The organism is Streptomyces sp. NPDC059454, assembly GCF_042749965.1.
Lineage (GTDB): Bacteria > Actinomycetota > Actinomycetes > Streptomycetales > Streptomycetaceae > Streptomyces.
In genome coordinates this window covers 1-6,025 of the sequence record NZ_JBHYVC010000056.1, presented here as the reverse complement: position 1 = coordinate 6,025, position 6,025 = coordinate 1, and the positions used below count along the sequence as shown (strand labels likewise).

The following is a 6,025-nucleotide window of genomic DNA, read 5'->3' as shown; positions in this document are numbered from 1 at the left end:
GCGGGGGCGCCGCGGTGGCTAGTTACCAAAAATAACCCACGGGGCCCCACCCCCCCCCCAGCGCCGCGGTCAAGGGGGGGAGGCCACGGCGCGCGCCCCCGACCACCGTGTCGTGCGTCAGCCCTTCAGGGCGGCCATCCACGCCTCGACCTCGTCCGACCGCCGGGGCAGCCCGTCGGACAGGTTCCGGTTGCCGTCCGCGGTGACGAGGATGTCGTCCTCGATGCGGACGCCGATGCCGCGGTACTCCTCGGGCACGGTCAGGTCGTCGGCCTGGAAGTACAGGCCCGGCTCGACGGTGAGCACCATGCCGGGCTCCAGCGTGCCGTCGACGTACGTCTCGGTCCGCGCGGCGGCGCAGTCGTGGACGTCCATGCCGAGCATGTGGCCGGTGCCGTGCAGCGTCCAGCGGCGCTGCAGACCCAGCTCCAGCACCCGCTCCACCGGGCCCTCGACCAGGCCCCACTCGACGAGCCGCTCGGCCAGCACGCGCTGGGCGGCGTCGTGGAAGTCCCGGTACTTGGCGCCCGGCTTCACCGCCGCGATGCCGGCCTCCTGGGCGTCGTACACGGCGTCGTAGATCTTCTTCTGCAGCTCGCTGTACGTGCCGTTGACCGGCAGTGTGCGCGTGACGTCGGCCGTGTAGTAGGTGTGCGTCTCCACGCCCGCGTCGAGCAGCAGCAGGTCACCGGAGCGGACCGGGCCGTCGTTGCGCACCCAGTGCAGCGTGCAGGCGTGCGGTCCGGCGGCGCAGATGGAGCCGTAGCCGATGTCGTTGCCCTCCACGCGGGCGCGCAGGAAGAACGTTCCCTCGATGTAGCGCTCGCTGGTGGCCTCGGCCTTGTCGAGGACCTTCACGACGTCCTCGAAGCCGCGCACGGTGGAGTCGACGGCCTTCTGCAGCTCGCCGATCTCGAAGTCGTCCTTGACCAGCCGCGCCTCGGAGAGGAAGACGCGCAGTTCCTCGTCGCGCTCGGCGGTGACCTTGTCGGTCAGCGCCGCCTCGATCCCGGCGTCGTATCCGCGCACGACCCGCACCGGGCCGGTGGCCTCGCGCAGCGCGCCGGCCAGCTCGCGGACGTCGGAGGCGGGGATGCCGTACAGCCGCTCGGCCTCGGTGAGGGAGTGGCGGCGGCCGACCCACAGCTCGCCCTGGCCGTCCAGCCAGAACTCGCCGTTCTCACGGTTGGAGCGGGGCAGGAGGTAGATCGTCTCCTGGTGGCCGTCGGCCGTCGGCTCCAGGACGAGGACGCCGTCCTCCGTCTGGTTGCCGGTGAGATAGGCGTACTCGACCGACGCGCGGAAGGAGTACTCCGTGTCGTTCGAACGCGTCTTCAGGTTGCCCGCCGGTACGACCAGACGCTCACCCGGGAAACGGGCGGAGAGCGCCGCGCGGCGGGCGGCGGTCTCGGCGGCCTGGGGGATCGGCCGCAGATCGTGCAGCTCCGTGTCGGCCCAGCCGCTCCTCATGCTTTCGGCCAGCTCGTCGGACACGCCCGGGTACAGGCCGTTCTTGCGCTGCTTGACGGGCTCTTCCTCGGCAGTCTCCGGGGTCTCCGGCAGCTCCTCGGCCACGGTCATCCTCCTCGATACGGCACTGGACCACCCCCCATCGTACGGTCGGGCGGAAACGGCCGAATGGGGCGCCGAAACGGGACATGGACCTGTGGCGGCGGGGAACGGGGAGGCTACTCGAACCGCGCCGCCAGCAGCACCACGTCCTCCTTGGAGTCCGCCGTGTCCGCGCCCTCGGGCAGCACCGCGCGCAGGACGTGGTCGGCGATGGCACCGGGATCGCGGCGCAGGGCCCTCGGCACGCCCGCTGCCGCCGCGTGCAGCCGGGCGAAGGCGCGGTCGGTCGGGTCACCGGTGCGGTGCAGCAGCCCGTCGGTGTAGAGCAGCACCGTCTCCCCCGGCTCCGCCTGGACCTCCACGCTCGGCGCCTCCCAGCAGGCGAGCATGCCCAGGGGGGCGGAGACCGACGTCTCGACGAACTCGGTGCGGCGCTCGCCGAGCAGCAGCGGCGGACTGTGCCCGGCGCCGGCCAGTGTGATCCGGTGCAGCGCGGGTTCGCAGTAGCCGAACAGGGCGGTGGCCGACCGGGCCGGTTCGGTGAGCCGGAGCAGCAGTTCCAGGTCGGACAGGACGGCGACCGGATCCTCGCCCTCCATCACGGCGTACGCGCGCAGCGACGCCCGCAGCCGGCCCATCGCCGCGACCGCGCCGGCCCCCGATCCGGTGACGGACCCGACGGCGAGACCGAGGGCCGCGTCCGGGAGCGGCAGCGCGTCGTACCAGTCGCCGCCCCCGCGCGGGGAGGTGCGGTGCCGCGCGGCGAGCCGGACGCCGGGGATCCGGGGGAGACGGGAGGGCAGCAGTTCCTCGGCCATCGTGGCCATGCGCGCGCGCGTCCGCTCGAGCTCGAGGAGCCGGGCCAGGTGCTCGGCGGCGTGGCGGACGTACAGGCCCACGAGGTGGCGCTGCCGCTTCGACGGCTCGGCCGGCTCGTCGTAGAGCCAGACCGCGGCGCCCAGGCGGCCGGCGGCCCCGGTGGTGAGCGGGAGGGCGAAGCTGGCGGCGTAGCCGAGGCGGGCGGCGACCTCGCGGTGCCGGGGATCGAGCCCCTTCTCGGCGAACAGGTCGGATTCGGCGATGCCGTCGTCGGCGCCGGGCAGTCCGTCGAGGATCCTGCCGTACGGCAGTGAGCCGCGCGACACCGTCTCCAGGTGGCCGAGATCCGCGCGGCCCAGTCCCAGGCCGACGGTGGTGGCCGGGCCGAGGCCGTCGGCGGGTTCCAGGGCGACGAGACCGCGGCGCGCGCCCACCAGGGCGGCCCCCGCGCGCAGCAGCTCCTGGAGCGCTTCGTCGAGCGTGCTCGCGCGGGCCAGGCGTTCGGTGAGTTCGTGGAGGGTCGTGAGGTCGGAGACCCAGCCGGCGAGGCGGTCCTGGAGCAGCGCGCCCGGCGCGTTCTGGGAGTTTGCCGGGGGAGCCGGGGAGGTACCCGCGGTGACGGACGCGACAGTGTGTGCGGGTGAGGGAACCGTTGAATCGATTCCAGCCACTTTCGGAGGGTGCGGGGCGCTCATGATGTCCGGCTTTCCGACCGGTACGTACTGCTCGAAAGCATCGCAAACCCCCATGTCATTCTGCGTCGCCGGCAGTGTCTCCACATGTACACGTACTCGTGAGGAGATGTCCAGCATTGTCCTGCTGGGATTCCTGGTGTCCGTGGGGTTGAAGGAAACTCCCCGCAGACCCTTGCCGAAATGTGAAGTTGGCTTGAAACTGCCTCAGGGGGAGGCGTATTGCGGTCGACTGGCCTTGCTCGACGGAGCGTCACAACGGTCGTGATGGGTACGTACTCGGTGAAGGCCAGGGGCGGTGGACAACCGCTCGGGAACCTGGCGACGGACCCGGGCGTCTTAACCACCGACGACCGTGCCCCATCCTCCCGCGGCGGAGGCGGAGAGAAACACGCGCGACGGCAAACGCCAGGCTTCGCCACCCCCACGCCACGCCCGCACTTCTGATAGACGCAGTACGGGTGGAACGGCCGCGGAGGCAGCCCATGCTCGGCCCATAGGGGTTCCCCCTGCCCGGCGCGGGGGTGTGATGCGCCCATAGGTACGCACAGTGAAGTGATCGACACATGACGTGATCTGGACCACGGTGTTGCCAGGCGTGCAACGGAAAGGAACGAGCGCTCATGCGCGAGATCCTCGGAAGGCGACGCAGGCTACTGTCCCGGCGCGGCGACGGAGGGCCCGATCTGATCGGTGCGGCCCTGACCTTCGCCGCGGACTGGCAGTGGCCCGTACTCCCGGGCGTGGCGGCGGACCCGCAGGACCGGTCCCGCTGCGCCTGCCCCGACCCCGAGTGCACGGTGCCGGGTGCCCACCCGTTCGACCCCGGCCTCCTCGCCGCCACCACTGACGCGCGCATGGTGCGCTGGTGGTGGGGGAACCGGCCGACGGCCCCGATCATCCTCGCCACTGGGGGTACCTCCCGCTCGAGCGAAGCCGGGAGTGGGAAAGGCAAGGCCCCCTGCGCGGTGTCCCTGCCCGCCCTGCCGGCCGCCCGCGCCCTCGCCGCGCTCGACCGCCGCGGCATGCGGCTCGGCCCGGTCGTCGCCTCGCCGGCCCGCTGGTCGATCCTGGTGAAGCCGTACTCCATGGAGCAGCTGGGCGAGCTGCTGTACGCCAAGGACTTCGTCCCCGGCTCCCTCCGCTTCCACGGCGAGGGCGGCTACATCGCGCTGCCCCCGTCCGGGACCGCGCAGGGTGAGATCCGCTGGGAGCGCGCGCCGTTGCCCGGTTCGGCCTCGCCATGGGTACCCGATGTCGAGGCGGTGGTGGACGCCGTGGTCGACGCCCTCACCCGTACGGGTGTGAGCGCGCCCGAGATGTAGCGGGTGCGCGTACGGGGCCCCGGCCGGAGCGCGGTCCTCCCCGCCGGGCCGGGGCGCCTGCTCGTCCCGCGGGTGCGGTGGCGGCCTGTGCGACCGCGGGCTGCCACGGGCGGGGATGCCTGCGGGGCCGGGGCTCGACCGGTGCGGTACGGCCGACCGCTCACGGCGGCGTCGAGGCGCTGCCGCCTGGCGCGCCGCTGCGTCCCTTCGGAAGCAACTCCCCGGTGACGACTGCCGGTTGACGGCCGACCGCGTTCCGTGAGCGGTGGCCGACATGCAAAGACCCGGTTGCTGGCGACGGGGGATGCACCAGCAACCGGGCTACTGGAACGGTAACAAGAGATCGGCGGTTCGCAAATTCGGTCCCGGCTTTCCGGTCACCGACTGGCTTGCCCGCACCGGGAGTTGCACAGGAGACCGATGGTGCGCGACCGGGCGGTTCCACCGGCCGGGCGGCCGGCGGAACCGGGTGTGCGACCGCGCCTCAGCTCAGCGTGACCTGGCGGTTCGTCAGACCGCCGCGCGCACGGCGCTCGTCGGCGGTCAGCGGCGCGTCCGTGGCCAGCGCGGCGGCGAGCCGCTCGGCGAACTCGGCCGCCGGCTTCTCCACGTCCTCGGCACCGACCCCGCCGGGCAGGTCCCAGACCGGCACGGTGAGCCCGTGAGCGCGGAAGGAGCCCACGAGACGGGTTCCCTCACCGAGGGAGGAGCCTCCCGCCGCGTGCAGCCGCGCGAGAGCGTCCAGAAGTTGCTCCTCGGGGTGCGGCATGACCCACCGCAGATGGTTCTTCTCGGGAGTCTCGCACCAGTACGCGGCGTCCGCGCCCGACAGCTTGACGGTCGGGATGGCCGCGGCGTTGGCCCGCTCCAGGGAGGCGGTGACGTCCGGCGTGGCGTTCTCCGGGTCCGGGACCCAGAACTCGAACCCGCTGTGCACGACCGGCTCGAAAGCGCCCTCGGGGTCGAGCAGGTCCTGCAGCCGGGGGCCGTCGGCGGGGGCGCGCCGGGACTGCACCGGCGTGCCCGGGTCGGCGCCGAGCGCGCGCTGCAGGGTGTCGGCGAGGTCGCGGCTGATGTCGCCGGAGGAGGTGTCGTTCTGCAGGCCGAGCAGGACCGAGCCGTCGTCGCGGCGCAGGGCGGGCCAGGCCATCGGCAGCACCGTGGCCAGCGTGACCGACGGGACGCCCTCGGGCAGACCGTCCTTGAGCGTCAGCTCGACGGTGGCGGCCGGCACCAGCTCACGCAGCGCCACCCAGTCGCACTCGCCCGGCAGGCCCTCGAACGGGCGGTGCACCAGCTCGGTCACCGCGTGCGCGGCGGCACGTCCGTGGCATGCCTTGTAACGGCGGCCGCTGCCGCACGGGCAGGGCTCGCGGGCGCCGACGACCGGGATCTGCCCGTCCGTGAGCTGCGGGCGCTTGGCCTTCGTCTGGGGTCGCTTCTTGGCCATCGTGGGTGTCTCCCGGTTACGGCTCGTCTCGTACGGGCGCGAGCCTAGCCGTTCGCGCCACGACCGACGGGAACCTGTGGACAACGTGCCGACCTGTGGGCCCGCGGGCGGACACGGGACCGGAGCGGTGCCGCTTCCGTCGGCCCCGGCCGGGGTCCAGCCCCGGC

4 protein-coding genes are annotated in these 6,025 nt (G+C 72.9%); 1 reads left to right on the top strand and 3 read right to left on the bottom strand.

The annotated features are described in order from the left end of the window. Positions 1-117 precede the first annotated feature (117 nt). Both ACFXAE_RS28415 and ACFXAE_RS28410 read right to left on the bottom strand, forming a co-directional pair. Complete coding sequence (locus tag ACFXAE_RS28415) at positions 118-1,575, bottom strand: aminopeptidase P family protein (RefSeq protein ID WP_384719890.1); 1,458 nt, start codon at positions 1,573-1,575, stop codon at positions 118-120. Between the two features lie 113 nt (positions 1,576-1,688). Further along, entirely contained in the window at positions 1,689-3,203 is a 1,515-nt protein-coding gene (locus tag ACFXAE_RS28410; RefSeq protein ID WP_384719888.1) for a PP2C family protein-serine/threonine phosphatase, read from the bottom strand. Between the two features lie 503 nt (positions 3,204-3,706). On the opposite strand from ACFXAE_RS28410, the gene ACFXAE_RS28405 reads away from it, so the two are divergent. Beyond that, complete coding sequence (locus ACFXAE_RS28405; RefSeq protein ID WP_384719886.1) at positions 3,707-4,408, top strand: bifunctional DNA primase/polymerase; 702 nt, start codon at positions 3,707-3,709, stop codon at positions 4,406-4,408. A gap of 484 nt (positions 4,409-4,892) precedes the next feature. Here the strand turns inward: ACFXAE_RS28405 and ACFXAE_RS28400 are convergent, their stop codons facing one another. Continuing rightward, positions 4,893-5,858 carry a DUF5926 family protein gene (locus ACFXAE_RS28400; RefSeq protein ID WP_384719884.1) on the bottom strand — a complete coding sequence of 322 codons (966 nt, stop codon included), beginning with the start codon at positions 5,856-5,858 and terminating at the stop codon, positions 4,893-4,895. Positions 5,859-6,025 lie beyond the last annotated feature (167 nt).